Genomic DNA, 24,606 nt, shown 5'->3' with positions numbered 1-24,606 from the left:
GGCGTCTATACTTTGCCGACAAGTGCTTGTCCAGGACAAAAAAGATAATTGCAGGATGAACTATGAAACTGGGTAAGAAGAAAGTGACTGAGGCGTCCGTTGATGAGCAACCGACAGCCAAAGCAGAAAAAAAACCGAAAACCCGGGCTTCCGCAAGCTCTAAAATGATCCATCTGGGACAGACTGCGATCAAGCAGGCGCTGGTTGTTTTGGTGGCAGGCATTGCTGCAGTGGCTCTTGTTTATGTTCTGGTATTGCAGCCGGCATCGGAAGAGCGTTATCTCGCCTTGAAGGCCACTGAGGCAGATGCTGCGGCTCAGCGCATCAGTCAGTACCTTGCGTTCATGCAGCAGAGCGTGAATGGCTTGGCAACCCAGCCTCATGTTGTGGATGCCTTGATGGACCGCGCAGATCCCGGCATGGTCCAGCAAAGGTTAGCGACTGCCTTACCCGGAGTGCAGGCAGCGTATCTGTTCCCATACCGTCAGATTCCCAGGACTGGCGATGCAAATGGATTGCTTGGTTTTGCGGGGCTGGAGCTGGCCCGTCGCGCGGAGAACGCTCAGCTTCTGCACCCGGACGCGTTTCCCCGTGAAAATCGCTGGTATGTCCAGATGGCCGTTCCGGTTCGCAATCCCTCCAGCAAGGCGGTTGTGGGTAGCCTCCTGCTGGTATTCGACGCATCCCAGTTTCAGCCACTACTCTCTGTTAACAGCACACAGCTTGGTGGCGAGTTAGCCTTGGTGCAGACAGTCTCCGGAACATCCCGCACGTTCGTCAGTAACGGCGGTGCTGGAGGAAATGCAAGCACAGCTGAAACCCGTACGCTCGCCAATCCGGACTGGACTCTGCGCTATACACCGAACGCTTTGCCTGAGCCCCCCATCAATATCTTGTGGGTTGCGCTGTTGATGGGTGTGCCTACCCTGATAGCCGCCATACTTGTGTGGGTCTTGCTGATCAGCGCCCAGAAGAATTTGCGCCAGGAAGTGACCAACCTGATTCAGTGGGCTCATAAGGTATTTGGAGGTGAGCGACAAAAGTTACCCGGCTTTCAGTGGGACATGGTTGCCTCCGCCGCTGAAGTACTTTACAGGCTTTCCCAGGTTGTCGAAAAGCGCATAACAAAGTCTGCAGAGACGGCGAAGCCAAAGCCCGCCAAGGGTGGTGGGACGGCCGAGCCTGGCGACGTTGAGCCGCTGTTTCAGGACAAGGACATACCTGATATTGATATGTTGGACGGCGATGAAGACGTTCTGGGTTTTGGCAGCGGCAGTAGTGACAGCTCCTTCTTTGCAGGCGGAGAAATGCCAGATGTTGAAGAGGTGGATGAGCCGGTGGTTGAGATGTCGCCAGACATTTTCAGGGCCTACGATATCCGGGGCATTGTTGGCGAGACCTTATCTCCTTCTGTTGTTCTGCAAATTGGCACAGCCATAGGGTCAGAGGCTATCAGCCGCGGGCTGTCATCTTTATGCATAGGCTACGATGGCCGCCATTCCAGCCCCGGGCTGGCAGATGCGCTGGCTCGCGGTGTGATGGCTTCCGGCTGCAATGTTATTCACGTGGGCGCAGTGCCAACACCGGTGCTGTATTTTGCGACCCATCATCTTGAGAATGGGTCAGGCGTTATGGTGACAGGAAGCCATAACCCGGCCAATTACAACGGCCTCAAGATCATGCTGGGCGGTGAAACCCTCTCTGGCGATGCCATCAAGGCGCTCTACAAGCGAGTGCAGACAGGTGATCTGGCCGCAGGCCGTGGTGAACAGTCTACTGAAGATGTTCGCAGGGCTTACCTTGATCGAATTGTCGGCGATATCGCTGTGGCAGCACCGCTCAAAGTTGTTGTGGATGCCGGCAACGGCATTGCAGGTGAGCTGGGCCCGATGCTGATTGAAGAGCTTGGCTGTGAAGTTATCCCGATGTACTGCGAGGTTGACGGGGACTTCCCGAATCACCATCCGGATCCGGGCAAGCCAGCCAATCTTGCGGATCTGATCGAAAGAGTGAAAGCCGAAGGCGCAGATCTTGGTGTGGCCTTTGATGGCGATGGCGACAGGTTGGGCCTGGTCACGAATACCGGCAAGATTATCTGGCCGGATCGTTTGCTGATGCTCTTTGCCCGTGATGTGGTGTCACGAAATCCTGGTGCAGATGTGATTTACGATGTGAAGTGTAGCCGACGGCTTGCCGGTGTGATTTCGGAAGCGGGTGGGCGTCCCATCATGTGGAAAACCGGCCATTCGCTGATGAAGGCAAAGATGAAGGAAACGGGCGCTTTGCTGGCAGGTGAGATGAGCGGCCATATTTTCTTCGCTGAGCGCTGGTACGGCTTTGATGACGGGCTATATGCAGCGGCCAGGTTGCTGGAAATATTGGGCATTGATGACCGGCACAGTGACGAAGTGTTTGAAGACTTCCCTGAGGATATAAGCACGCCAGAGCTTAATGTTGAAGTCACCGAAAGCAGCAAGTTCACCATAATGGAGCAACTTGGTGCAGAGGGTGATTTTGGCGACGGTAACATCAGCAAGATTGATGGCATTCGTGTGGATTACGCCGATGGCTGGGGCTTGTGTCGTGCCTCCAATACCACACCCATGCTGGTACTTCGCTTTGAAGCTGAAACGGAAGAGGCTCTGGAGCGCATAAAAGATATTTTCCGGGCCCAGCTCCAGAAAGCAGCACCAGAACTTGTGGCTGACTTCTGACAACAGCTCTGTGGGAATCCTATTTTCATTCTGAATTATTAAGGCAAAATGATGACGCTGGATCGTGAAACAGCAATGCAGGTGGCTACCGTTCTTAGCCGTGGATTACCGTACATTCAACGGTTCACCGGGAAAACCGTGGTTATCAAGTACGGCGGCAACGCCATGGAAAACGAGGAGCTGAAAAGCAGCTTTGCTCGTGATGTGGTGCTCATGAAGCTTGTGGGCATCAACCCGATTGTTGTTCATGGTGGTGGCCCCCAGATTGGCGAGCTGCTGCAGCGCCTCAATATCCAGTCCCGCTTTGTGAATGGCATGCGAGTGACGGATGCCGCCACCATGGATGTGGTGGAAATGGTACTGGGCGGCCAGGTGAACAAGGAAATTGTGTCCTTGATCAACGCTCAGGGTGGCACAGCCATAGGTCTCACAGGAAAAGACGCCAACCTCATTCGCGCACGCAAGCTGGAAGTGGTTGATCGCTCACCGGAGTTGGAGCGCGCCGAGATTATCGACATCGGACGTGTTGGCGAGGTGGCCAGCATCAACGTGGACGTGATTGACATGCTCACCCGCAGTAACGTGATTCCGGTGATTGCGCCCATTGGTGTAGGGCCGGATGGCACCTCTTACAACATCAACGCAGATCTGGTGGCAGGCAAGGTCGCAGAAGCCATGAAGGCTGAAAAGCTCATGCTTCTGACTAACGTGTCCGGGCTCAAGAGCAAGGAAGATAAGGTGCTCACCGGGTTAACGGCACAGCAAGTGAACGACCTGATTGAAGACGGCACCATTCACGGGGGCATGCTGCCGAAAATTCGATGCGCCTTGAGTGCGGTGGAGAACGGTGTACGCACCTCTCATATCATTGATGGCCGCGTGGCCCACGCATGCCTCCTGGAAATCTTCACCGATGAGGGTGTTGGCACCCTGATATCGCGTAACTGATCGCGTCGCCTGAGGACTTTCCGGATGAAACGTCTGCTCACAACACTGATACTGGCAGCCCTGATTGGTTTTGCCGTATTCAAGGCCGGGGTCTGGTGGCTGGCGGACCAGCGCATGGCAGAAGCACGACAGGCGCTTGGCGTCAGCGGCGTTCTGGAGCGGGGAAAAATAGGCTCCGGTGTAGAAGGTCGACTGGTATTTACCGGGGCGTCCTGGCAGGGGTTTGAGTTGACTCAGCCTCTGGTTATCGGCCGTGCAGAATTTGAAGCCGGGTCTCCTGTGGCTCTGCTCCAGGCACTGGTGGACCCTGCCCAGTTGCCGGCCAGCTGGTCTTTGCAGGCCGAAGGGCTGGCGCTGGTACTTGAAGCAACCATGTTCCGCAATTGGGTAACGGAAGACGGTGCCGGTGGTCGTGAGCAGGCAGTCCTGTTTGCACTGCCCTGCGCGCCAGACCCGCGTCAGCATCTTGGTAGTGGCGATTTGTTACGCATGGGCATCACCCGCTTGTCTGGTGAGTTAGTGCTGAAGCAGACACCTGAGCGGCTTCACCTTGAGCTGAACTCGGCCAATACCGGTAGTCTTGAACTTGACTGGCCGGGCGCCCGCATCAATCTGGTATCGCCAGAAGCAACTTTGACGAGCTCGCCTCAGCCCTTGGACGTTACCATCAGAGATGGTGGGCTCATGCGCCGGGTGGCTGCCTACTGTGCTCGGGAATCCGGCCTCGGAACCTCTCAGTGGGCGGGTCGTGCACTGGAAACATTCGAAACCGGTTTGAACGCACGTGGTTGGCGCCCCAGCGAGCAGTTGCTTGCGTTGTATCAGCAGTGGTTGCTTGAAGGTGGGGAAATAACCGCGTCTGTGCAGCTGAACTCCGAAGCCCTTGGTATTCCGGTGCGGGCAGAGGATGAACCTGCTGATGGCACCCTGGCTTGGGCTGTAGAATACAATGGCGCCAAGGTGCCGGATGTGTTTCTCCGCAAGGTAGAGCTCGTCATGCCTGAAATTCCCAAGGAGGCGCTTGAGCCGCTTGTACCTCGTGAGAATCCGGAGGTTGTCAGTTGGCACGCAGAAGATCTTGAAACAGCGCCTGCATGGGTTGGCCGTAAAGTGAGGGTGACGCTCTCAAACGGGAATCTGGTGCAAGGCCGTCTGGCAAGCGTCAGCGAACAGGAACTGGAAGTTGCTCGTGAAGTCGCTGGAGGCGAGGTGGCCTACCCGATCGTTATGCGTGCGATTGCAGGGTTTGAGGTCTGGCGACGCGGCCAGTCACAATAACGCTCCAGCCGGGGCGAGGAGACACAATGCCGCAGTTTGGCGACGATAACGACGGTCGTAAAGCGATCAACAGGGCCGATTCGGTTCCGGGCGTGCGTGACATGCTGACCACGCTGGTTTCGCTGCCGTCGATCAGCAGTGCATCGGCGGAGTGGGATCACAGCAACGAGCCAGTGGTACGGCGACTGGGAGAGTGGCTGGAGGCTCTGGGTTTTGCCGTTGAGCTTCTGGCGGTGCCCGACATGCCCGGCAAGTACAACCTGATTGCAACGCTGGGCAGTGGCTCTGGCGGATTGGTGCTTGCCGGTCACACGGATACCGTGCCGTTTGATGACCAGCGTTGGCAAAGCGACCCTTTCACGCTGACCGAGCGGGACAACCGCTGGTATGGCCTGGGCACTTGTGACATGAAGGGCTTTTTCCCGCTGGCCATTGAAGCCGCCAAAGCCTTTACTGCCGCCGACCTGAAACAACCCCTGATTATCCTCGCGACAGCAGACGAAGAAACCTCCATGAATGGCGCCAGAGCGCTCGCTGAGGCTGGCAAGCCGAAAGCCCGCTATGCGGTTATTGGAGAGCCTACCAGCCTCAGGCCTGTGCGTATGCACAAGGGCATCATGATGGAGCGGCTGACGTTTGAGGGCCAGTCGGGCCATTCTTCTGACCCCAGCCTGGGTCGCAATGCGCTGGAAGGTATGCACGAAGCTCTTGGTGAACTTCTGGCTCTGCGCACCGATTGGCAGGCGCAGTACCGCAACCCGAATTTCGAGGTGCAGGTGCCAACTCTCAACCTTGGCTGCATCCACGGTGGCGATAATCCGAACCGTATTTGTGCCCGCTGCGAGCTGCATTTTGACCTGCGCCCGCTGCCCGGTATGAGCATGGAAAACCTGCGTCAGGATATTCTGCACAGGCTTAGGCCGCTGGCTGAGCGGAGCGAATTAACGATGGAGTTTGAACCGCTGTTTGATGGCGTGCCACCGTTTGAGACGCCCGCAGATGCGGCCCTGGTGAAAGCCTGTGAAGCGTTAACCGGCCATACTGCCCATGCTGTCGCCTTTGCCACCGAAGCGCCCTGGCTGCAAAAGCTTGGTATGGAAACCCTGGTTCTTGGCCCGGGTTCTATCGATCAGGCGCATCAGCCTGACGAGTTTATAGAAATGTCACAGCTGGAGCCCACGGTGAAAATCCTCCAGGGTCTCATCCGGCAGTTTTGTCTTTAAGTTTCTTCGAGTATGCGGACGCGCGCAAAAAACACGTAAAAATACGATTGGGGAATAACACTTGAAACCAAACGACTGGCTGCATTCTTTTCGCCATTCATCGCCTTATATCAACGCGCACCGCGGCCGTACGGTGGTGTTGACGATTCCGGGTGACGCATTTGAGCACGAAAATTTTATTAACATCATCCATGACATCACGCTGCTTGCCAGTCTGGGTGTGCGCCTGATTGTTGCGTACGGCGCCCGCCCGCAGATACAGAAACGCCTGGATGAAGCTGGTCTGGAATCGTCTTTTTCCCGCAGTCTTCGCATTACTCCCGAAAACCATTTGCCTCTGGTAATGGAAGCAACGGGTGGTTTACGTGCACATCTTGAAAGCCAGCTGTCCATGGGGTTGGTGAATTCGCCCATGCACAATGCCCGCATTCGGGTCAGTAGTGGCAATTTTGTCACGGCAAAGCCGGTTGGGGTGCTGGATGGCATCGATTTCGGTTACACCGGCAAGGTGCGTCGCGTTGACGTGGCAGGTATCGAAAAGCTGCTGGAGCAGGGGCACATCATTTTGCTTCCGCCAATGGGTTATTCGCCAACCGGAGATGCCTTCAACCTGTCCTATGAAGATGTGGGTAGTCAAGTGGCTGCGGCGCTTCAGGTGGAAAAGCTGATCGTCTTTATCGACGACCAGGGCCTGCTTGAGCAGGACGGCTCCCTGATTCGCGAACTCCCGGCCCGGCAGGCGCCGGAGCGGTTGGCGGATGGCACGGTCACCGGGCATGACGCAGATCTGTTGCGCGCCGCCTGCGATGCCTGTGTGAAGGGCGTGCGGCGGGCACATTTCATCAGCTACGTGAACGATGGCGCCTTGCTTGAGGAATTATTCACCCGGGATGGCACAGGTACGTTGGTCAGCGGCGATCACTATGAGCAGATTCGTCAGGCTCGAGCTGAGGATATCGGCGGCATTCTGGGGTTGATAGAGCCACTGGAAGAACAGGGCATTCTGGTACGGCGCTCTCGGGAAATGCTGGAGACAGATATTGAGCATTATGTAGTCGCAGAGCGTGACGGCACCATTGTCGGTTGTGCCGCCCTGCACAATTACCCTGAAGATGGTGCGGGAGAGCTCTCCTGTTTCGCCGTAGATTCCGCCTATCGGCGGGCTGGCAGAGGCGACGATATATTGCTGATGGTGGAAAAACACGCCCGTAGCCAGGGCATCCAGAAACTGTTTGTGCTTACCACACAAACCGAGCACTGGTTCCGCGAGCGCGGATTCCTGCCCAGCACGGTTCAGGCATTACCTGGGCCAAAGCTTGCGGCCTACAACACACAGCGCAATTCAAAAGTGTTTTTCAAACCGCTCTGACAGCGCTTCCAGTGACTGCTGGCGTTGAGCATCAGGCTTTTCGGAGAGAGTCTCTACGGCGTCGTAAAATGTCGGGAAGTCGTAGCCAGACTGCTTTAGCAGCTGCCTAAAGGCCGGTACGTGCTGGTTGTACTGGGAAAAAAGAGCAATCCTGGCATTGTTGAAGGCAACCGGAGGGTGGCCGAACGGGCCAATATTATTTCCTGATCTATTGGCTAACAGCAGTTCATAGCTCGTATTAAGCTGATCAAAGAGGCGTTGTTTACGCTCTCGCAAACGGTTCTCCGTAAGCACACCCTGCCGTTGATAGAGCTGTTCAAGTTCAGCACTCGTTGCGGCTACCAGAGCGTGGGTGCTGTTGCGCAGTTCAAGCTGTTCCAGTGCCTGGATGAAGGCGGCCGGATCGCCTCTTTGATCCAGCCAGAGCCTCAGGCCCTCCAGCTCAACTGCGGTGGCAAAACTTTCATTGAAGGCGGTGTCCCCTTTGATATAGATCACCTGGTGAGCCAGCTCGTGGAACATCAAGGCCACCATGCGGTCATCTGCAAGGCTGGTAAAACCGGAGTGCAAGGGGTCGTCAAACCAGCCCAGTGTGGAATAGGCAGTTACTCCGCCAATGAAAGTGTCGTAGCCATTGGTGCGGTAGGTTTGCTCTTCTTTGCGGGCATCTTCCAGGTGAAAGTAGCCGCGGTAGGCTTGGCAGCCCAATACCGGATAGCACCATTGGTGAGGCTGAAGCGAAAACTCAGGCACTGCCACAAGATTGACTACAACCCAGGGGTGTTCCAGAACGACATAGTTGGTGAAAGCGTCTCCGGGCGAGAGCCCCAGCCGGTCACTCGCAAACAGCAGAGCCTGGCGAGAGAGCATAAGTTTGTCACGGAGCTCAGGGGGCGTGTCTTCACTGGCAATAAGGGTGTCGACTGGTTTACCAGCTATAGTTAAAGCCAGGTGGCCGTGAATGGCCTGAGTGTAATAGCTGATGGTCGAGCAGCCACTCAGCAGTGTTATCAGTAGTAAAACTGTATAGATCTGACTAAGCTGTTTCATAGAATCAGGATGTTATGGTTTGGCGGTATATGTGTCCGTCACAGATCGCTATAGTACACTTATAGTATTGGTTATAAGCATCAGCATTTTTTGTATAACAGCAGGTGGCAAAGGCCACTTTTCAGGGACGTTAGTCGCTGGCAGGCTGAACACCCAGCCCCTCCGACTTTACGCAATGTCAGGTAGTTCATGGATCCGAGAGAACGTCGAAGCAGCCCTCGTAAACCTATCAAGCTTGCTGCCCAGATTGATCTGGGTACGGGTGAGACATGGCCGTGTCAGATTGCGGACTTTTGCCCGGAAGGCCTTTTTGTCCGTTATTCCGGTGAGACATCCCGCAAGCTCGATCGGGCGTTTGCTGCCTCGAGTCGCCCCGAACTGACTGTGCGATTTCGCGACCCGGATGGCAAACGCCGGCATGAGGTTCACGTGAGTGTGGCCAGGCGTATTGATGGAGCCATGGGCGTGAGTTTTACCCGCGACAACCCGGAAGCCGTAGCGTCTATGCTGCAGCAATGTGGCGGTTCTGATAGTCAGGAGCGGGCTTCACTACGCGCGCCGAGTGAGCGAGTCCAGTTTGTCCTGCACCAGTCTGCGCGGGCGGTTATCCAGCACATAGAACCGCTTATGGATGCCTGCTTTGTGCAAATGGCCGATACCCTGAAAGCAGCGGCGCAGAAAGCGACGAACGACCAGCAAGCCAACGAGTTAATGGACTTTTCCGGTCAGGTTAAGGCTCGGCAACGGGTTATCTGGCATCAGATGGCTCGTAGTCTGGAATCACCACTTAAACCGGCGCCTAAAGGCTTTCCGGGCTCCGAACTCTCTGTTGTGGACAAAGGCGAGTTTGAAGACTGGCTGACCATCCGGGTAATGGTGACAAAGGCCGACACCCAGTATCGCAAGGATCTTCTGCAGCTCAAGCTTCGTTTGGACAAGTTGGGCATTGCCAATGCGACCGGGCACCACAATCCTCTCGGCCCGTCACTTGTGTGTGAATCTTTTCATGCCGGGCTGACCCAGCTCAAGGCCTCCAGAGAAGTAGAGAAAATTTGTCTGAAGGTGTTCGAGCAGTCAGTCCTGCACCACCTTGGCCTGCTCTACAAGGAACTGAACAATATTCTGATTCGTCATGGCGTGCTGCCGGAGCTTGATCTCAGCAAGTACCTGAGTGAGCAGGCCGCCAGTAGTCCGGCGGACAGGCCGGCCGCGGAGCAGAGCCAGCCAGAGCCTGCACAGATGGAAGCAGCGCGCAACACTACGCCGCAGAATGATCAGGCTCAGCCCGGAGCAGAGCCGCCCGCGCCCCGCGGAGCAAGCGTCGGGAAATCGCGATTGGGCAGTGAATTCCGGGGCTATGCCCAAGCTGCTCAAACCGCCTTTGCGACTGTGCGAAACCTTCTGGGAACACTTGCAGCAACTCGGGCAAAAAGTGGTGGCACCGAGCAAACGCCTTTTCCCGTCAACGCCAAGCCTGTGTCTACCGGCGAACTGCAGCGTGAACTTCAACAGCTGCAGGCGGAGCCGGTTGAGGCTGCGACTAATGTGGTCCCTTTGCGGGAACGGGTAGTGGAAAAAGTCCGCGAGATGGGCGGCAAAAAGCTGGACGATGAACAGCAAAGCACGCTGGATGTTGTCGACCGTTTTTTCCACTCGGTAACCGAGAGCCCGAAGCTCAGCGAATACGCTCAGCAGCGAATGCGCCAGCTACAGGTACCGGTTTTGAAAGTGGTGATGCGCGACCCTGCTTTTTTTGATGACAAAAACAGCCCGGTTCGAGGCGTGATGAACCGACTGGCCCAGTTGGGTGTCAAGGGTGGTCGTCTGAACCCGGTGGTGCAACGCAAGGTTGATGAGCTTGTCCAGCGTATTACTACCGAGTTCGAACAGGATACCGGCGTTTTTGAGAACACAGTACAAGAGCTTGATGGCTTGATCGACCGCCAGAATCTGGTCTATCGGCGCAACGTTGAGCGGGTAACCGCCGCAGCCGAAGGCGCCCAGAAAGTGGCGGAATCGAAAGTGGCCGTAGCGGAAGTGTTGAACCAGAAGCTGGCGGGCCGGAAGGTGCCGAAAGCGGTGCTTAGTCTCCTGGACGGCGGTTGGCGGGACCTTTTGTCACTGACCTGGATTCGCCAGGGTGCAGACAGCCAGATCTGGGAGGATTACCTTGCAGTTGTTGACTCCCTGCTGGCGTTTTCAGAAGACCACGACTCCGCCATAAACCTGCCTGAATTGCTCCGGGTTATTCAGGATGGATTGGCGTCTATTTCCAGTAACCACATGCCATCATCCCAGATACGTGATGAGCTGAAACAGTTTTTGGTGCGTCGTCCAGAGAGCCCGCCGGAAATGGTGGAAGTTCCCAAAGCACAACCTGCCAAAGACCTCAAAAAGGCACTGTCTGAGCGCGAACAGCGCAGTCTGCAGCGCTGGATCAATCGTGCTCAGAGGCTGCGGACGGGTGATTGGCTTCGGGATCAGGAAAAGCCTGACGAGCCTCAGTATATCCGCCTGGTTTGGGTGGCTCGTGGGTTCACCCGCTTTGTTTTCGTGAATCACCAGGGCATGCGGGTAGTGGAACTGGAGCTGGAAGCCTTGGCACGCCAGATGCGCAAAGGCGTTATCGTACCTGATAGCCAATACGAACGGCCCTTGGTGGATGAAAGCATCGACCGAATGGTGCGTAAGGTCTATGACCAGTTGTCCTGGGCCTCAACCCACGACGAGCTGACAGGCTTGCTTGGCCGCCGGGAATTTGAGCGCATGCTTGATCAGCAGTTGGCCAGGCGTGAAGATGAACGCTCCTTGGTCAGGCTGGATTTGCGCAAGTTCCGCTTGCTGAATGACACCGCCGGCTATCAGGCGGGTGACGATGCGCTCAAACGGGTGGCCGATTTGTTGCGAGAGCATGTGGGGGACGGAATGCCCCTGGCAAGGCTCGCGGGGAACGAGTTTGGCATGCTTGTGCCAGCGGAAAGCGCTGACGATGCGGCCCGTAATCTCATTCTGGCTGTTGAAGCGGCTGAGTTTGTCTACGGCGAACGTCGCTATCAGTTGTCTGCCAGTATTGGTGTTGTGCCTGAATTACCAGGCCTGGTTAGCGCCGAGCGCTGGCTGAGAGCATCCGAGCAAGCTTTAGCCAGCGCAAGAGAGAAAGGTCTTGGCAAGGTGTCAGAGTATTCTCTGGATGCTGGCGATCAGGCGCGGCAGGAACAGATCGCGGCCAAAGTGGCCAGCCTTGGCGATCTCGATGAAGAGCGCATGCTGTTGCGATGCCAGAAAATTATTCCGTTGCACAGCCGTACCAGAATGGCGCCACAGTATGAAGTACTGATCAGCATGTACGATGACGCCGGAGTACTGATTACCGGGCGTGATTTTGTGCGCATGGCAGAGCGGTATGATCGCATGCAAGCAGTAGATCGCTGGGTGGTAGGGCACATGCTGGACTGGCTGCGGGTACAGGCGCCAGACCCCCGCCACCTTGGTGGAGTGTGTATCAACCTCTCGGGTTATTCACTGAACGACCAGTCGCTGCTTGAGCATATCTATGAAAAGCTGAGTGAAAAAGACGCGCCCATTGAGCGTCTCTGGTTTGAAGTTACCGAAGCCTCGGCAATCAATGATGTGCAGGCGGTGGCGGACTTTATTATCGAGATGAAGGAGCTTGGTTGCAGGTTCTGTCTCGGAAACTTCGGCAGTGGGCCCAGCTCGTTCGAGTTCATGCGCTCGCTCCCGGTGGATTTGATAAAGATAGACAGCGCGTTCACCGGCCAGCTCAGCACCAGTGAAACAGATCGCGCCATGGTGCAGTCCATGGTGGATATGGCGCATTATATGGATCGGGAAGTGATTGCCAGCCAGGTTGAATCCCGCGACGTTCTGGATACACTGAGGCAGTTGGGCGTGGATTACGCTCAGGGATTTGTGATTGAGAAGCCCCGTTCGCTCGATAGCCTTGCCTGACGCCTTCAAGGCGCACACGCAACATTCACCAGAATTTTATACAACCGGCGGCGCACCTAAGCCATGTCAAAACGTCATCCCATTATTGCGGTAACCGGCTCCTCCGGTGCGGGCACCAGTACCACAGGCCAGATATTCCGGCGCATGTTTGCGAATGAGGGGCTGACGGCGGCGATGGTCAGCGGTGACAGTTTTCACCGCTATAACCGTGAGCAGATGGCCCGGCTGGCTGCCAAGGGGCAGTTTGGTGAACGCAATCACTTTGCTCTTGCCGCCAACCACATTGATAAGCTGGAAGCACTGTTTTACGACTATAGCCACACAGGCAATGGCCGATATCGCCAATATGTGCACGATGAGGATCGTGACTTGCAGGCCGAAGGCCATAAACCGGGCACCTTTACGGCATGGGGTTCGCTGCAGGCAGACACGGATCTGCTGTTTTACGAGGGTTTGCACGGGGCGGTAGTCAGCGAAGCTTACAATATTGCCCAGTACGTAGACTTGATGATTGGCGTGGTGCCTATCGTGAACCTCGAGTGGATCCAGAAAATACACCGGGACACCCATCAGCGCGGCTACAGTCAGGAAGCCGTGGTTGCGACCATCATCAACCGTATGGATGACTACGTTCACGATATAGTGCCGCAGTTTTCACATACCCATATCAACTTTCAGCGTATCCCTCTTGTAGATACGTCCAACCCGTTTGTGGTCCGGGATGTGCCCACCGAAGACGAAAGCATGTTTGTTATCCGGTTTCGGGATGCGTCAGACGTGGATTTTTCCTACCTGCTGCAGGCGATACAGAACAGCACGCTGTCACGCCACGACACTCTGGTGATTCCGGGCACAAAAATGGCGCTGGCCATGGATCTTATTGTAAGACCGATGGTGCAGCGCCTTATTGCACAGAAATCTTTCGCCTGAATATGCCAGGGTTGTGCCTGGCAGAAGCCTGGCCGGGTACTCTTACTCCATGTTGCGTGAGTAGAATATCTCCAGCTTTTCGCGACGAAGCCGTTCTTCAATAGAGCGGGCAATCTCCGGATCCAGATCTTCGGCATTTTCACCAAAAACGTGATTGTCCAGGTTGAACTCTTTCACCATCATTTTGGTGTGGAAGAGGTTTTCCTGATACACGTTCACATCGATCATTTGATAAGCGTTCTGTGTATCTTCGGTCAGGTAGTTCTGGATTGAGTTAATGTCGTGATCAATGTAGTGCTTGGTGCCGTCTACATCGCGGGTAAAGCCGCGTACCCGGTAATCAACGGTCACCACGTCAGAATCAAAACTGTGGATCAGGTAGTTTAAAACCTTCAGGGGCGAAATCAGGCCGCAGGTTGATACATCGATGTCTGCCCGGAAGGTGCTGATACCCTCGTGGGGGTGGCTCTCGGGGTAGGTATGCACCGTCACGTGGCTCTTGTCCAGGTGGGCTACGATGGTGTCGGGCAGCGGGCCGGGTGATTCTTCGTTGTCTGGCTCTTCACCGTCGGTCAGCTCATGCTCAGCGATGAGCATGGTAACCGATGCCCCATGGGGCTCGTAATCCTGACGGGCGATGTTGAGCACGTTGGCGCCAATGATCTTGACCACATCGGTCAGTATCTGGGTAAGGCGCTCTGCGTTGTACATCTCGTCGATGTAATCGATATAGCCCTCACGCTGTTCTTCAGTCTGCGCATAACAAATGTCGTAGATATTGAAGCTCAGGGATTTGGTCAGGTTGTTGAAACCGTGCAACTGGAGTTTTGATTCCATGCTCAGCCCCTCCGATCTATGGAGATGAATGACGGCAGGGCGGTAATAACACGCTCTGCGCAGGCCGCCGCCGACAAGGGTTCAGGTTGTTCACCTTTTGCACTAGCCGGCGGAGAAAGGGCGGTATTATGCACGCCCCGTTGTGCGTTGAATAGTGCTATGGGTCAGGCTTGATCCGCAGTGCGGATTTCGTGGCTGTGGGTGATTTCCACGCCGGCTTTTTCAAGCATGATCGAAGCAGAACAGTACTTCTCGGCAGACAAACTGACGGCGCGTTTTACCTGGCTTTCTTTCAGGTTGTGGCCGGTCACCACAAAGTGCAGGTGAATCTTTGTGAACACCGAAGGCACGGCATCTGCACGCTCGGCTTCCAGCTCAGCATGGCAGGCAGTGACATCCTGGCGGCTTTTTTTCAGAATGCTCATCACATCAAAAGATGAACAGCCTCCGAGGCCCATCAGCAAAAGCTCCATCGGGCGGGGGCCCAGGTTTTCCCCACCGTGGTCAGGTGGGCCATCCAGCTGCACAGAGTGGCCAGTACCACTGGTAGCTCGGAAGCTGGCATTGCCGGTCCAGTCTACGGTTGCTTTCATCAAGGCTGTGCTCCTGTTGCGCGGTGGCGGGCAATGGCCCGCCTGGATAGTAGCGAATGGACAGGATGCTAGCATAACCGCTAGTCTCTGACAGTCGATGGCGAAAGCCCTTGATACATTTCGTATACTGTTTCCAGTTGCCCAGAGCTAACCTTCTTGTTATAAGTTGTTATGTTATTTGGCAAAAAAATAAACCCGCATGGAAAGCCGGGTGAACAACAAACATCGGATCCCGCCAGTATTTGAGGAGGCATAACCCGCACCATGGCCACAATCATTAAGCCAGTTGAGCAGAAAACAAAGCATCTCGACTATTTTCTTTCTCAGTGCCATCGCCGTCGCTACCCGGCCAAGAGCACCATTATTTACGCGGGCGACAAAAGCGACTCCCTCTTTTACATCGTTAAGGGTTCCGTCACGGTTATCATTGAAGATGATGATGGTCGTGAAATGATCATGGCCTACCTCAATGCCGGAGACTTCTTTGGCGAGATGGGGTTGTTCGATAATATGGATTCCCGCAGTGCCTGGGTGAAGGCAAAAACCGAGTGTGAGGTGGCTGAAATCAGCTATCCCAAATTCCGGGAAATTGCCCAGCAGGATCTTGGAGTTCTCTATTTTATTGGCGAGCAAATGGCGTCGCGCCTGCGTCAAACCACCCGTAAAGTGGGTGATCTGGCATTCCTGGACGTCACTGGTCGGGTTGCCCGTACCTTGCTTGATTTGTGCAAGGAGCCAGACGCCATGACTCACCCGGATGGCATGCAGATCAAGATCACACGTCAGGAAATTGGGCGAATTGTAGGCTGTTCCCGGGAGATGGTTGGCAGAGTGCTTAAAACCCTTGAAGATCAGGGGCTTGTGCGGGTAAAAGGCAAAACCATGGTGGTTTTCGGAACCCGTTAAGAGCGAATAAAGCTGCGTACTGCACTGGCAATGGCGTCTGGTTCTGTGAGCTGCGCCCAGTGCGGTGCGTTTAATTGCACTCGAGTAAGTTTGCCCACCCATTGGTTTAGCTGTCCGAACAAGTCGGCACCCACATAATTGTCTTGCTTCAGAATGATCAATTGCACCGGGCAGCTCGCGAACCTTGGTTGCGGCATGAGCAGACGGGACAGGAAGTTGGCCCGGTATAATCGCACTCCGTAACGTCCGTCATCCTTCTGAGCACTGCTGAAACAGGCATCTGCTACTCCCTCCCGCTTCTGCAATATGACCGGCCACTTTCTATCAAGCCCCAGGCTCCAGATAGCTTCCGGTACAACGGGTATCTGAAACAGAAATACGTACCAGGATTTAAGCAGCTGCCTGGTCATTCTCACTGGCCCACCACCGCTCAGGTTTGAAGACTGTGCTCTTAGCCAGGCCCCGACATGATCGAGACAGGGGCCGGAAATCGATGTGAAGGAGAGAATACGCTTCTGAAGAGGGCCTGAGCCCACAGACTCCCAACTTTGTATGGAACCCCAGTCGTGGGCCAGCAGGTGAAACCGGCGGTTAGGCAACAACTCATCCACAACGGCTTCAAGATCCTGCGCCAGCAACGACAAGCGATAGTCCCGTGTGCGAACCGGCTTGTCTGAAAGGCCTGCACCCCGAACGTCGTAGCGCACGAGAAAGAAGTCTGAAGCCAGAGCGCTAACAACCTTGTCCCACACGCGGTGGTTGTCCGGGTACCCGTGAACCAGCACCAGAGGTATGCCGTCAGGATTCCCCTCGGTCACGGCATGCAGTGAGATGTTGTTACTGGTGATGCGGTGGGTGTTGTACATCATTGCAGGCCCGTTATCAGGAGTTGAACGGTGTATGCAAGGAAGCTTACGTGTCTGAATCCCTAGAGGCTGTGGCCAAAAGGGCCATAACCCGGTCCGGTTGATCAATCGACAATGGCGACTGACTTGATCTGCATCCAGACTTGCTGTCCGGGCTCAAGGGCCAGAGTGTGTACGGCTCGGCTGGTAAGGCGAGAAAGAAAGGGGGTTTGCCCTGCCAGCAAGCGCACAATGGATGTGCCCGGGCTGACCTCGAAAGCTACTTCATCAACGATTGCAGGCAACAGATTCTGGATGCTCTGATCGGTTTGCTTGCTCCGGGCCAGGCTGACATCCCTTGCGAGCACCTGCAGCCGAATTTTATGCCCGATCATCAGGCTCTCATCTGCACGCAGCCAGAGGTGGCCGCCTCCAAAATCAGCACGGCACAGATGCCATTGCTCATCCCGTTCTGACAGGGTGGCATCGAGAATCACCCCGGCATCTTTCTCAAGCCCGAAGGGTTGGTTCGTGCGTGCCATGATCTGTTGCAGTGGGCCTTCAGCAACAACCCTTCCGCCATCCATCATCACGATGTGGTCTGCCAGTCGTGCAACTTCGGCTGTGGAGTGGGACACATAGAGCATGGGGATGGCCAGGTTGTCCCGCAAGGCTTCCAGGTAGGGCATGATGTCCAGTTTGCTGGCCTGGTCGAGGGCAGACAGGGGTTCATCCATCAGCAGCAACCTGGGGCTTGTGAGCAGTGCCCGGGCAATGGCTACGCGCTGACGCTCTCCGCCAGAGAGTTTTTCAGGCATACGGCCAAGCAGGCGCGAGAGCCCCAGCCATTCAACCGCCTGATCGAAGGATATTTGGCGGTCGCTTTGGGGAATGCGTTTGTACCCGTACATCAGGTTGCGCTTTACCGAAAGGTGGGGGAACAGGCTGGTTTCCTGAAACACGTAGGCCAGGGGCCGTTGATGGACGGGGCGGCTGCCAGTTTTGTTCTGCCATTCGTCACCGTTAACGCGCATGATTCCTTCTGCCGCCTGCAGGCCTGCCATGCAGCGCAGCAAGGTTGTTTTGCCGCAGCCTGAATGCCCGAAGAGGGCGGTGAGCCCGCTACCTGGCAGGTTCAGATCAACGTCCAGTTCAAATGTTCCAACCTTGCAGGCGAAACGTGCCTGTATTCCAGGTGCTGCCATCATTTCACCAGCCCCGACTGCAGCCGGCCATTGAGTGAATACAGGGTTACAAGTACAACAAAGGAGAAGACAACCATGCCCGCAGCCAACCAGTGAGCCTGGGTGTACTCCAGGGATTCCACATGGTCGTAAATGGCCACCGAGAGCACCTTGGTTTCGCCGGGGATGTTGCCGCCGATCATAAGTACAACGCCAAACTCGCCGATGGTATGGGCGAAGGTGAGCACGCTGGCGGTCAGAAAGCCCGGCCTTGCCAAGGGGATCACGATAGAAAAAAACTGGTCCCGGGGCGATGCCCGAAGCGTGGATGCGACCTCAAGAAGTTGCTGATTAATGGAAGCAAACGCATTTTGCAGGGGCTGAACGGTAAACGGCAGGGAATAGATTACCGATGCAATGACCAGACCTTCGAAGGTGAACGGCAACAAACCAAGCCCCAACTGCTCGGTGATCTGGCCAACCATGCCTTTCGGGCCCATCAGCACCAGCAGGTAGAACCCCAGAACCGTAGGCGGCAATACCAGGGGCAAGGCAACAATCGCTGCAATAGGCTGCCTTATCCAGTGATGGCTACGGGCCAGCCACCAGGCAATAGGTGTTCCTACAACCAGAAGTATGGCCGTGGTGAAACCTGCAAGCTTCAAGGTGAGCCACACTGGCTCCCAGTATATGTCCATGGAGTTGCCCGGTTTACGGTTTAATGATCGGTCTCATAACCAAAGCTTTCAATAATATTTCGGGCTTTGTCACCGCGCAGGAATTCAAGCCACTGATGGGCGGCATCGTTATTTTTGCTGCGAGTCAGAAGAATAGCCTGTTGGTTGATGGGGGAATAGTCGGCTTGCGGAATCAGCCATAGGGAGCCGCCTTTGTCATCCCAGGCGCGCACCTGTGAGAGCGCGACAAAGCCGGATTGGGCGTTGGTGGTTGCAACAAACTGGAAGGTCTGGGCAATAGAGTCGCCGCGTACCAGGCGATCCTGCAAGGCGTCCCAAACACCCATCTTGATGAGAACTTCCTGGGCCGCGAAACCGTAGGGCGCTGTTTTCGGGTTCGCAATCGCCAGGCGAGCAAACTCGCCAGACTCAAGCCAGGCCTTGGGGTCATCAAAGGTACCGGGTACCGGGCTCCAGAGCGCAAGTTTGCCGCGTGCATAGGTGAATCGTGTGCCTGCTACGCCTTGGCCATTTTTTTCAAGCAGTTCGGGGCGAAGGCTGTCGGCAGCAAGAAAAACATCGTACGGCGCGCCGTTATCAATTTGGGCGTAGAGCTTGCCGGTGGAGCCGTAGCTTGCAACTGCCTCCAGTCCGGTTGTTTCACCAAAGGCAGCAATGAGTTCACGTGTCGTGTCGGTAAAGTTGGCGGCCACGGCGATGCGCACATCGGCGGCGAAGGCAGTGCTGGCTGATGCCAGAGGTAGAAGGATTGTCAGGCATAGAGCTGCCAGCTGGCGATAGAGCTTTGTTTTCATGAGCATGGATCTTTCTCCTTGTATCCGCTCGGATATAACGCTGAGAATAATATAGTCGCCGTGGGTCGGATACAAGAGAATTAGCGTGTTGTCTGGAAAACTCAGGGCGCAGGCTTGTCTCTGAGTAAGGTCGCCAGCTCAACGAGTTCGGGGCGCTCTGCTACGGCTTTTTCGTACTGCCGATAGAGCGTGAGCACCTTTAGCCCCTCTTCTGAAAGCTCAGCACCACCGCCCTGATTGCCACCTGTGGCGGTGAGTACCAAAGGCTTCTGGAAGCAGGTGTTCATGGTGTCCACCAGCAACCATGCGCGCCGATAGCTCATTTTTAAAGCTCGTGCGGCCGCAGAGATTGAGCGGTGCTGCTGAATCAATTCAAGCAATTGAGCCTTGCCAGGCCCGAGAGCGATGGCGTGGCCGGCTTTGAGTCTTAGCCTTGGAACCAGGCGTTCATTACTATCAGGCATCGGTTATATTTCTCCGGGTAAGCAACGATAGCACGTGTTCCCGAACCTCTTCGGCGTTGGTTTCATTTAGCATCTCATGGCGGCCGCCTTCAAATAGCCGAAGGCTGGTATCTCTTACACCGGCTTGGCGAATGTCTTCAAAGTGCCGGGTAATGCCTTTGCTCATTTCCCCTACGGGGTCATCTGTGCCAGCAAACAGGTGAACCGGAAGATCTTTGCGCCACGCGGAAGGTCTGATTGTCAGCATCCCTTGAATGAAATCATGCCACAGGCCTGTGGTGCACTCGAATCCGCAGAGTGGGTCTGTAATGTATTTGTCTACCTGGGTAGTATCCCGGCTTAGCCAATCGCAGTCGGTCCGGTTGGGCTTGAACATACGGTTAAACTTGCCGAAGGACATTTTTGCAATCGTTGGGCTTCGGTGATGCTTGCCGTGGAATCGCCGGATGCCGTTAATCAGGATTCCGGATACCCATAGCTGTGGTCGGTGAATGCGGTTGGTGGCACTGAGTATCAACATATCCAGAGAGGCCGGGTGTTGCTGTGCGCAACTTTGGGCTATGAACGACCCCATGCTGTGCCCAAGCAGGGCAAGAAGGATTCCGGGGAAGCGCACCCGGGTATCCAGTAATACGCGGTTCAGGTCGTCGACGACTTTCCCCCAGCCGTCTGTATCGCTGTAGTGCCCAAGCTGGTCAGGAGTGCAGCCAGGGCCATGCCCCCGGTGATTCATAGTCACAACGGCAATGTTCCGTTCTGTCAGCCACCGGGCGAAATCAGCGTAGCGCTCGGCGTGTTCTGCCATGCCATGGGCGATAACCAGGACTGAACGAGGCGTGTCCGGGGAAAAAATCGCGCCTGTAATGGTGTGGTTATTCTGGCCATTCAGGCTCAAAGATTGCTCTTGCATGGTGTGTACCGGACGCTATTGGGGGCAGTTAATGGTCTGCCACAAGGTTATCGGTGCTCATTATAAACCCGGTTGAGTATCAGCAACTGTGGCTGCCACTGGTTGAGCCAGGCTTTTATTTCTTTCGGTATTCTCGCTGGCTTTGGCCAGGGAACCGGGTAGGCCTCTGGTTGAAACAAAGGTGCAAACAGGGATGCGGCTGTCAGATCGGCGCGGGAGAACGCGTCGCCGGCCAGAAACGGCTGCTGACTGTAGATTTCTGCCAGTTCCGTGAGTAATTCTTCCAGTACCTTCCGGGATTGTTCGGCGGTTTTCTCATTGATCTTCATCCACTTCCGCATAACTTCGTTTACCCGGCTGAATGCCAGGCTTAGCAGGATGCGATTGTAGAAGGGGGTACCTGCAGCGAGTAACGGTACCACTATTTTCGGGCGCTGCAGAAAATGGTGGTAGGAATAGCAGCGCACGGCTGGCCCAGCCAGATCATCGAGGCGTTTTTCCCACGCCAGAGCCTGAGCTTTTGCTGGCTCATCAACTGGGGTAATGGGGTTGTCGGGGAAGGTGCGTTCAAGATAGTCGAGAATGTTGGAGGAACCCTGAATAACCTCACCCTCGTGGACCAGAACAGGTACAGATGCCCCCGCGCCTTTGGTGAGCTTTTGCATGGTTTTTATATGCTGCCCAGGCAGAAGGTTTGTGGTTTCATAATTGAGATTCTTGTAGTCCAGTGCCCAGCGGACTTTTTCGCAGTAGTGGGATATTGCAAATTGGTAGAGCCTGAGTGCCATGGGCTGCCTCCTGAGTGAGAAGGCTCAGCATAGCGTCGTGCCCGATAGATAAAAAGTGGAAAGGGGTACTCGGGTTGCGTGTTTTAATGGCTGCCGGGCCCCGGCAGTTGGTTTTTAGGCATATGAGACATTAAGATGCCACCATTCATTCACGATCTAACACTCAAGGTGTGTCTATGTATTTGCAGCGCTTTTTGAAGGCATCTGCCGTCGCCGCGACGGGGCTTTTTATCTCCGCGTGTGCCTCGGGGCCAAAGACCTCGGGTGCTATTGGCAGCTACCAGTGTGGTCAACTGGATGTCACGGTTGCCAACGCGGGCGATGGCGATTTACTGGGTGTTGATTACCAGGGCAAACGGCTACTCCTGAAACCAAAGCAAAGCGCGTCTGGTGAACTTTATGTGGCCACCGGAGATGATCAGACCCAGTTCTGGAGCAAAGGTGAGCGGGCCACCTTTACTGTAAAAGGCCAGACTTATCCCGAGTGTTTGCAGGCCGGAGCGCTGGAAATGCCGTTTGAAGCCACTGGCAATGAGCCTTTTTGGCACATCCGTGTAGATGGCGAGGAGCTGGTAATGAACCGCCCTTATGACACCGGAGAACCCGAAAGAGTTGCTCTGGAAACAACCGTTGCAAACCGCCACGGCCGGGAGTTTCGTGGCGAGCTGGAAGGCCAGGAACTTACGATGAAAGTTGCTCGCCAACTGTGTGAAGACAACATGTCGGGTGCCCAGTTTCCGGCTCAGGTTCGCCTTGAATTGAACGGTGAGGTGTTTCAGGGCTGCGGCGGTGATACGGACCGCCTGTTCCGGGGCGCTGAGTGGGTTGTTGAAGACCTCGCAAACGCGGGCATTATTGACCGCTCCCGTATAACCATCGAGTTTTTTGAGGACAACCGTGTTGCCGGCAGGGCTTCATGCAACCGTTACGGCGGGCAGTACGAACTCACAGCCGAAGGAGTGAGCTTTGACCACATATTTGCCACGAAAATGGCTTGCGCGCCCGCTTTGATGAATCAGGAAGATCGTTTTCTGGAGCTCTTATCAAAAGTGAAGCGTGCTGCTATTGGGCGTAACGGTGAGTTGGTGCTGACAACGGACACGGGCGAGACCATCACCGCGTTTCAGTCAACGGAGAGTAAAGGCACCCCGTAGCTGGCAAGAATGTCATCGAACTGACCTGATTGTCGCAGATTTCTGATGCCATCCGACAGGATGCGTGCCAGCTCGGCGGCTTTCGGGTTTGCAGGTGAAAACGCAATATAGAAGGGTGCGCGGTGGATTTCGCCGGCGTCCCGAGGCGCAGGCAACGCTGCCTGGTTCTGCAGTGCCCAGTTCATCACAAGCCCATCTTCTACAAAAATATCTGTCCGGCGTTGATCAAGTAGAACAACTGCACGGCTCAGGGGAGCGGGTCCGGACAATAGCCATACACTGCCCTGATTTTGGTGGTTGCGCTCAATGTAACTGTCCAGCTCAGGTGAGTAAGAGTAGCCGTTAATGGCCAGCAGTGTGCGCCCCTTCAAAGAAGCTATTCCGTTATAAACCCACTGGCTTTCAGCGTTGGTGTAGAGATGTGTTCGTGAAATTCCAATGGGTTCCAGAGGGAATATGAAATCCGGTACATCCCCCCTGAATGCGCCTACTACAGCATCTGCGTGATTATCTTTGGCAAGCTGAATGGCTCTCGCCCAACCTGCATTCATGTATTCGACGCGGTACCCAGCGGAAGCAAAGACCGCTCTTGCTATATCTATGGCATAGCCCTCGCGGCCGGAACCAGCGATACAGTTGTGAGGACACCAAGGGTCTGCGGCAATGATAACGGTAAACTTGTCACGATTTGCAGACAGGGTTACATCAGGCGTGTCAGCGGATTGTGATGTAATGCTGGCTGGTTTTTCATCCGGGGGAGAACAGCCGGCCAGGCTGATAAATAAGACTGCAAGTATCGCTCGGAGCATGTCAGGGGCCAGAGTACTTTGGGCAGGAATATGGTGGAATAATAGACCACACACCCCCCATTTTGTATCGGCCCCGAATAATTAATCCAGGCTGTCGCGGCGTTTATTAGTCGCTTGAGGGCACCAGCGCTCTTGTCAGAGCTTTCATGCACAGGCTTCCGACTGCCTCGCCGTTGCGTACCACTCTGAATACCTTGTCAGTATCGCCACCAGACAGAGAAAGCACAGTTTCCAGATTGTCTTTTTCGGAAAGGTCTCCGGCATAATCTGTGTCCTTATCAACATCGCGGCTCATGATCGAGCGTACCCGAAGAACCCGTGCGCGATTTATATCGTTTATAAAGGCGACTATGTAAGGGTCGTTGGGGTTGAGCAGGATGTCCTGGGGGTCACCTTGTTGCACTACTTCTCCATCTTTGAGTATCACCAGGTGGTCGGACAGTTTCAGTGCTTCGTCCAGATCGTGGGTGATGAACACAATGGTTTTTTGCAGTTCACCCTGCAGTTCCAGCAGCAGATCCTGCATGTCTGAGCGGATCAGTGGGTCCAGAGCCGAGAAGGCTTCGTCCATCAACATCACGGGCGAGTTGGAAACCAGCGCCCGGGCTATGCCTACCCGTTGCTGCATGCCGCCAGACAGCTGGTGGGGAAACTGGTTTTCGTTGCCCTCAAGCCCAACTCTGGCCAGCCACTTTACCGCCTCACTTTCGAAATCTGCGACTTTCGAACCTCGAATGTTGAGCGCCATACCGGCGTTCTCAAGTACCGTTTTGTGGGGCAGTAACGCGAACTTCTGGAACACCATGGACATCTGTTCCCGCCGCAGCTGGCGCAGTTCTTCCTCGTTCAAATCCAGAACGTTCTTGTCATCAAGGTGAATTTCACCGGCGGTAGGTTCAATCAGGCGGTTCAGGTGGCGGATCAGAGTGGATTTGCCAGAGCCCGAAAGCCCCATAATAACGGTGATCTTGCCACTGAGGATATCTACGTTGATATCCCTCAGTCCAAGAACATGGTTTTGCTGATCCAGAAGGTCCGCCTTGTTCATGCCCCGTTTTACATACTCAAGCGCCACGTCTGGCGTGGGGCCGAAGATCTTGTAGAGGTTTTTGATGGAAATCTTTATATCATTTGCCACGTGCT

The 24,606-nt window shown here is 55.1% G+C and carries 21 protein-coding genes; 9 read left to right on the top strand and 12 right to left on the bottom strand.

All coding sequences use genetic code 11. The features are described 5' to 3' along the window. The first annotated feature begins 62 nt into the window (after positions 1-62). The 5 genes from FE848_RS18960 (at position 63) to argA (ending at position 7,532) form a co-directional block, all read left to right on the top strand. A complete protein-coding gene (locus tag FE848_RS18960) occupies positions 63-2,714 on the top strand; it encodes a phosphomannomutase/phosphoglucomutase (RefSeq protein ID WP_200202248.1) in 2,652 nt (883 codons plus the stop codon). Between the two features lie 51 nt (positions 2,715-2,765). Next, complete coding sequence (gene argB / locus FE848_RS07870; protein ID WP_200202247.1) at positions 2,766-3,662, top strand: acetylglutamate kinase; 897 nt, start codon at positions 2,766-2,768, stop codon at positions 3,660-3,662. A gap of 24 nt (positions 3,663-3,686) precedes the next feature. Further along, the gene (locus tag FE848_RS07865; protein ID WP_200202246.1) at positions 3,687-4,940 is read left to right on the top strand and encodes an acetylornithine deacetylase; all 1,254 of its coding nucleotides are present in this window, start codon (positions 3,687-3,689) and stop codon (positions 4,938-4,940) included. Positions 4,941-4,966: 26 nt separating this feature from the next. Next, positions 4,967-6,163 (top strand): acetylornithine deacetylase, encoded by a 1,197-nt coding sequence (argE, locus tag FE848_RS07860; protein ID WP_200202245.1) that lies wholly within the window; start codon positions 4,967-4,969, stop codon positions 6,161-6,163. A gap of 61 nt (positions 6,164-6,224) precedes the next feature. After that, positions 6,225-7,532, top strand: coding sequence for an amino-acid N-acetyltransferase (argA, locus tag FE848_RS07855; protein WP_200202244.1), 1,308 nt, complete (start codon positions 6,225-6,227; stop codon positions 7,530-7,532). Here argA and FE848_RS07850 read toward each other — a convergent pair. Next, positions 7,506-8,582, bottom strand: a complete 1,077-nt coding sequence (locus tag FE848_RS07850) for an aminopeptidase (protein ID WP_200202243.1) — start codon at positions 8,580-8,582, stop codon at positions 7,506-7,508. The two genes, argA and FE848_RS07850, sit on opposite strands and share 27 nt — an antisense overlap. A gap of 189 nt (positions 8,583-8,771) precedes the next feature. On the opposite strand from FE848_RS07850, the gene FE848_RS07845 reads away from it, so the two are divergent. Then, the gene (locus tag FE848_RS07845; RefSeq protein WP_200202242.1) at positions 8,772-12,551 is read left to right on the top strand and encodes a DUF1631 family protein; all 3,780 of its coding nucleotides are present in this window, start codon (positions 8,772-8,774) and stop codon (positions 12,549-12,551) included. Positions 12,552-12,614: 63 nt separating this feature from the next. Continuing rightward, positions 12,615-13,481, top strand: coding sequence for a phosphoribulokinase (locus FE848_RS07840; protein ID WP_200202241.1), 867 nt, complete (start codon positions 12,615-12,617; stop codon positions 13,479-13,481). A gap of 42 nt (positions 13,482-13,523) precedes the next feature. On the opposite strand, the gene speD is transcribed toward FE848_RS07840, so the two are convergent. Both speD and FE848_RS07830 read right to left on the bottom strand, forming a co-directional pair. After that, positions 13,524-14,318 (bottom strand): adenosylmethionine decarboxylase, encoded by a 795-nt coding sequence (gene speD, locus FE848_RS07835; RefSeq protein ID WP_200202240.1) that lies wholly within the window; start codon positions 14,316-14,318, stop codon positions 13,524-13,526. Positions 14,319-14,482: 164 nt separating this feature from the next. Further along, complete coding sequence (locus FE848_RS07830; protein ID WP_200202239.1) at positions 14,483-14,911, bottom strand: OsmC family protein; 429 nt, start codon at positions 14,909-14,911, stop codon at positions 14,483-14,485. 264 nt (positions 14,912-15,175) lie between these two features. On the opposite strand from FE848_RS07830, the gene crp reads away from it, so the two are divergent. Beyond that, a complete protein-coding gene (crp, locus tag FE848_RS07825) occupies positions 15,176-15,817 on the top strand; it encodes a cAMP-activated global transcriptional regulator CRP (RefSeq protein WP_100638015.1) in 642 nt (213 codons plus the stop codon). On the opposite strand, the gene FE848_RS07820 is transcribed toward crp, so the two are convergent. From FE848_RS07820 to FE848_RS07790, 7 genes are all read right to left on the bottom strand, one after another. Continuing rightward, positions 15,814-16,686 (bottom strand): alpha/beta fold hydrolase, encoded by an 873-nt coding sequence (locus FE848_RS07820; RefSeq protein WP_200202238.1) that lies wholly within the window; start codon positions 16,684-16,686, stop codon positions 15,814-15,816. The two genes, crp and FE848_RS07820, sit on opposite strands and share 4 nt — an antisense overlap. Positions 16,687-16,787: 101 nt before the next feature. Further along, positions 16,788-17,867: a molybdenum ABC transporter ATP-binding protein gene (gene modC / locus FE848_RS07815; protein WP_200202464.1), complete on the bottom strand. Its 1,080-nt coding sequence runs from the start codon at positions 17,865-17,867 to the stop codon at positions 16,788-16,790. Next, entirely contained in the window at positions 17,867-18,544 is a 678-nt protein-coding gene (modB, locus tag FE848_RS07810) for a molybdate ABC transporter permease subunit (RefSeq protein WP_200202237.1), read from the bottom strand. Before modB ends, modC begins: the two co-directional genes overlap by 1 nt. Before the next feature lie 20 nt (positions 18,545-18,564). Next, complete coding sequence (modA, locus tag FE848_RS07805; RefSeq protein WP_227714719.1) at positions 18,565-19,344, bottom strand: molybdate ABC transporter substrate-binding protein; 780 nt, start codon at positions 19,342-19,344, stop codon at positions 18,565-18,567. Between the two features lie 95 nt (positions 19,345-19,439). Further along, positions 19,440-19,802 carry a winged helix-turn-helix domain-containing protein gene (locus tag FE848_RS07800; protein ID WP_200202236.1) on the bottom strand — a complete coding sequence of 121 codons (363 nt, stop codon included), beginning with the start codon at positions 19,800-19,802 and terminating at the stop codon, positions 19,440-19,442. After that, positions 19,795-20,712, bottom strand: coding sequence for an alpha/beta hydrolase (locus tag FE848_RS07795; RefSeq protein ID WP_200202235.1), 918 nt, complete (start codon positions 20,710-20,712; stop codon positions 19,795-19,797). The genes FE848_RS07800 and FE848_RS07795 overlap by 8 nt, the downstream gene beginning before the upstream one ends. Positions 20,713-20,759: 47 nt before the next feature. Beyond that, positions 20,760-21,500: a glutathione S-transferase family protein gene (locus FE848_RS07790; protein ID WP_200202234.1), complete on the bottom strand. Its 741-nt coding sequence runs from the start codon at positions 21,498-21,500 to the stop codon at positions 20,760-20,762. Between the two features lie 176 nt (positions 21,501-21,676). Here FE848_RS07790 and FE848_RS07785 point away from each other — a divergent pair, with 176 nt between their 5' ends. Beyond that, entirely contained in the window at positions 21,677-22,654 is a 978-nt protein-coding gene (locus FE848_RS07785) for an META domain-containing protein (RefSeq protein WP_200202233.1), read from the top strand. Here FE848_RS07785 and FE848_RS07780 read toward each other — a convergent pair. Then, positions 22,624-23,463 carry a substrate-binding periplasmic protein gene (locus FE848_RS07780; RefSeq protein ID WP_200202232.1) on the bottom strand — a complete coding sequence of 280 codons (840 nt, stop codon included), beginning with the start codon at positions 23,461-23,463 and terminating at the stop codon, positions 22,624-22,626. The two genes, FE848_RS07785 and FE848_RS07780, sit on opposite strands and share 31 nt — an antisense overlap. Positions 23,464-23,569: 106 nt before the next feature. Then, complete coding sequence (locus tag FE848_RS07775) at positions 23,570-24,601, bottom strand: ATP-binding cassette domain-containing protein (RefSeq protein WP_200202231.1); 1,032 nt, start codon at positions 24,599-24,601, stop codon at positions 23,570-23,572. Between the last annotated feature and the right edge of the window lie 5 nt (positions 24,602-24,606).

The sequence above is a fragment of the Marinobacter sp. 1-3A genome, assembly GCF_016597775.1.
Taxonomy (GTDB): domain Bacteria; phylum Pseudomonadota; class Gammaproteobacteria; order Pseudomonadales; family Oleiphilaceae; genus Marinobacter; species Marinobacter xiaoshiensis.
This window is presented reverse-complemented; position numbering and strand designations above follow the sequence as displayed.

Excerpts from the sequence above, each read along its gene's own strand:
- FE848_RS07865 (WP_200202246.1), top strand. The coding sequence starts at position 3,687 with ATGAAACGTCTGCTCACAACACTGATACTGGCAGCCCTGATTGGTTTT.
- FE848_RS07800 (WP_200202236.1), bottom strand. The coding sequence starts at position 19,802 with ATGCCTGATAGTAATGAACGCCTGGTTCCAAGGCTAAGACTCAAAGCC.
- speD (WP_200202240.1), bottom strand. The coding sequence starts at position 14,318 with ATGGAATCAAAACTCCAGTTGCACGGTTTCAACAACCTGACCAAATCC.
- modB (WP_200202237.1), bottom strand. The coding sequence starts at position 18,544 with ATGGACATATACTGGGAGCCAGTGTGGCTCACCTTGAAGCTTGCAGGT.
- argE (WP_200202245.1), top strand. The coding sequence starts at position 4,967 with ATGCCGCAGTTTGGCGACGATAACGACGGTCGTAAAGCGATCAACAGG.
- FE848_RS07785 (WP_200202233.1), top strand. The coding sequence starts at position 21,677 with ATGTATTTGCAGCGCTTTTTGAAGGCATCTGCCGTCGCCGCGACGGGG.
- FE848_RS07840 (WP_200202241.1), top strand. The coding sequence starts at position 12,615 with ATGTCAAAACGTCATCCCATTATTGCGGTAACCGGCTCCTCCGGTGCG.
- argB (WP_200202247.1), top strand. The coding sequence starts at position 2,766 with ATGACGCTGGATCGTGAAACAGCAATGCAGGTGGCTACCGTTCTTAGC.
- FE848_RS07845 (WP_200202242.1), top strand. The coding sequence starts at position 8,772 with ATGGATCCGAGAGAACGTCGAAGCAGCCCTCGTAAACCTATCAAGCTT.
- crp (WP_100638015.1), top strand. The coding sequence starts at position 15,176 with ATGGCCACAATCATTAAGCCAGTTGAGCAGAAAACAAAGCATCTCGAC.
- FE848_RS07790 (WP_200202234.1), bottom strand. The coding sequence starts at position 21,500 with ATGGCACTCAGGCTCTACCAATTTGCAATATCCCACTACTGCGAAAAA.
- FE848_RS18960 (WP_200202248.1), top strand. The coding sequence starts at position 63 with ATGAAACTGGGTAAGAAGAAAGTGACTGAGGCGTCCGTTGATGAGCAA.
- modC (WP_200202464.1), bottom strand. The coding sequence starts at position 17,867 with ATGGCAGCACCTGGAATACAGGCACGTTTCGCCTGCAAGGTTGGAACA.
- FE848_RS07830 (WP_200202239.1), bottom strand. The coding sequence starts at position 14,911 with ATGAAAGCAACCGTAGACTGGACCGGCAATGCCAGCTTCCGAGCTACC.
- modA (WP_227714719.1), bottom strand. The coding sequence starts at position 19,344 with ATGCTCATGAAAACAAAGCTCTATCGCCAGCTGGCAGCTCTATGCCTG.
- FE848_RS07795 (WP_200202235.1), bottom strand. The coding sequence starts at position 20,712 with ATGCAAGAGCAATCTTTGAGCCTGAATGGCCAGAATAACCACACCATT.
- FE848_RS07820 (WP_200202238.1), bottom strand. The coding sequence starts at position 16,686 with ATGATGTACAACACCCACCGCATCACCAGTAACAACATCTCACTGCAT.
- FE848_RS07850 (WP_200202243.1), bottom strand. The coding sequence starts at position 8,582 with ATGAAACAGCTTAGTCAGATCTATACAGTTTTACTACTGATAACACTG.
- FE848_RS07780 (WP_200202232.1), bottom strand. The coding sequence starts at position 23,463 with ATGCTCCGAGCGATACTTGCAGTCTTATTTATCAGCCTGGCCGGCTGT.